The organism is Burkholderia sp. E168m15 (assembly GCF_016586105.1).
GTDB classification, from domain to species: domain Bacteria; phylum Pseudomonadota; class Gammaproteobacteria; order Burkholderiales; family Burkholderiaceae; genus Burkholderia; species Burkholderia orbicola.
Genome location: NZ_BCPO01000231.1, coordinates 1 through 2,294, shown reverse-complemented (window position 1 = coordinate 2,294; position 2,294 = coordinate 1). Strand labels below are relative to the sequence as shown.

The following is a 2,294-nucleotide window of genomic DNA, read 5'->3' as shown; positions in this document are numbered from 1 at the left end:
CATCTAAATCTGACCCACCCCGAGACAGCGTAGTACATCTATTCCGGTGTGGATAACTCTTCGTTACCCGCTGGTTTTTCCGCTCTTTTTCTTGTTGTCTTTGCCTTGGCAGAACTGGTCCTGAAGCGCCACGATTCATTGCCCGTTTCGACGATGTGGCAGTGATGGGTGACGCGGTCCAGCAGCGCTGTCGTCATCTTTGCATCGCCGAACACGCTCGCCCACTCGCCGAAGCTGAGATTGGTCGTGATCGCGACGCTCGTGTGCTCGTATAGCTTTGAGAGCAGATGGAACAGCAATGCACCGCCGGTCTGGCTGAACGGCAGATAGCCCAGTTCGTCGAGGATCACCAGATCGACGTACATCAGCTTGTGGGCAATCTGGCCTTGTTTGCCGATGGACTTCTCCTGCTCCAGGGCGTTGGTCAGCTCGACGGTCGAGAAGTAGCGCACACGCTTGCCGTGGCGCTGTACGGCTTCGATTCCGATCGCTGAGGCGAGGTGCGTCTTGCCAGTGCCCGGACCACCGATGAACACGACGTTGTGCGCGCTTGCGAGGAACGACAGCTCGCTCAGTTCGCGCACCAGCGCTTCGTCGACGTGTGCCTGCGCGAAGTCGAAGCCCTTCAGGTCGCGGTGTGCCGGGAAGCGCGCAGCGGTCATTTGATAGGCGATCGAGCGCACCTGCCGTTCGGCGGTTTCAGCCATCAACAGCTGCTTCATGAAGCGCTCCGGCTCGAAGTCAGTGTGACGCGACTGCGCGAGCAGCTCCGGCCATGTGCTCGCCATGCCGTGCAGTTTAAGACCCTTGAGCTGGGCCGCGATATCGTTAGACATGACGATCCTCCGGTGGGTTGGCGCGCAGCGTCTCGTAACGGCCCACGTCGGCCGCGGGCTCTTCCTTGAGCTGGAGTTTCGTCGTGGCGAGCCTGCCATTCGTGACGGGCGCCTTCAGCCGGCTCAGCACGTTCAGGACGTGCTCTGCGCTGGGGCGTCCTGAATCCAGCGCAGCCTGTACGGCGAGCAGCACCGCATCGAGCCCGTGTTCGCGCACCGCAGCGAGCACCTGCGTCATGACGCGATCGCCGCCCGGGTGTTTCAGCAGATGCCGCTGCAGCAGTTGCAGCGGCTGCGGCATCGTGATGAACGGTGCGCCGTTGCGCAGTGCGCCGGGTTTGCGCTCGACCAGCGTGATGTAGTGGCGCCAATCGTAGAAGGTCATGTGCCGCTCGAAGCTGCGTTCGTGGCGTGCGATCTCCTGGGCGTTGACGACGACGCTGAGATATGCCGGATAGCAGCGCACGCTCACCAACTGGTTCGTGTACTCGGTGGGCACGCTGTAGCGGTTGCGTTGGAAGTGAATCAGGCTGGTCGACGAGACTCGCAGGGTCTGCTCGACATAGCCGTCGAACGGCCGTGGATTGGGCATCAGCCGGGTACGCTCGTCCTGCAGCACATCCTCGACTGTCAGCTCAGGCCACTGCGGGTGCCGCATGTGCCACGCCTCACGACACTGACCAGCGACCCATTCGTTTAGGATCTCCAGCGTTTCCCAGCGCCGTAGCGATGCTTCGTGCCAGATCTGACGCCGCCGGTCCTGAACGTTCTTCTCGACGATGCCTTTCTCCCAACCTGCCGCCCGATTGCAGAACTCTGGCTCGAACAGGTAGTGACTGCACATTGCTTCGAAGCGCGCGTTGACCGCACGCTCCTTGCCGCGGCCAACCTTGTCCACAGCGGTCTTCATGTTGTCGTAGATGCCGCGCCGGGGCACGCCGCCGAACGCGGCGAATGCGCGGGCGTGTGCGTCGAACAGCATCTCGTGACTCTGGGTGGGATAGGCGACGAGCCAGAACGCGCGGCTGGAGTTAAGTTTGACGTGGGCGACCTCCAGGCGTCGCCGTAGCCCGCCAACAAACGCGTATTCGCAGCTCCAGTCAAACTGGAAGGCTTCGCCGGGTTCGAAGGCGAGCGGCACGAAGGCCTTCCTGCGAGGCGCCTCAGCCTGCTCCTCGTGCCAACGCCTCACGAACGCGCTCACGCGGCCGTAGCTGCCGGCGTAACCCTCGGCGCGGATCGCCTCGAACATGAACCGGGCGGTGCGCCGGTCACGCTTCGGGCGATGACTGTCGGCACGCAGCCAACCTGTCAGCTGTGCGGCCCAGTCGTCGATGACGCTCGGGCTGACGCGCTTCGGATACTTCGGCTCGACGGCATCAGTCTGCCGCAGCCAGCGGCGCACTGTGTTTCGGGACAGGCCCGTACGCCGCGCAATCTCGCGCAGCGGGACCTTCT

General features: G+C 63.0%; 2 protein-coding genes. Both read right to left on the bottom strand.

Going from position 1 to position 2,294, the window contains the following annotated elements:
- Positions 1-38: 38 nt before the first annotated feature.
- Positions 39-836 (bottom strand): IS21-like element helper ATPase IstB, encoded by a 798-nt coding sequence (istB, locus tag JMF86_RS34810; RefSeq protein WP_011546518.1) that lies wholly within the window; start codon positions 834-836, stop codon positions 39-41.
- On the bottom strand, positions 829-2,294 hold a 1,466-nt coding region (gene istA / locus JMF86_RS34805; protein ID WP_201317492.1), incomplete at its 5' end, for an IS21 family transposase. The genes istA and istB, both read right to left, overlap by 8 nt.

Excerpts from the sequence above, each read along its gene's own strand:
- istB (WP_011546518.1), bottom strand. The coding sequence starts at position 836 with ATGTCTAACGATATCGCGGCCCAGCTCAAGGGTCTTAAACTGCACGGC.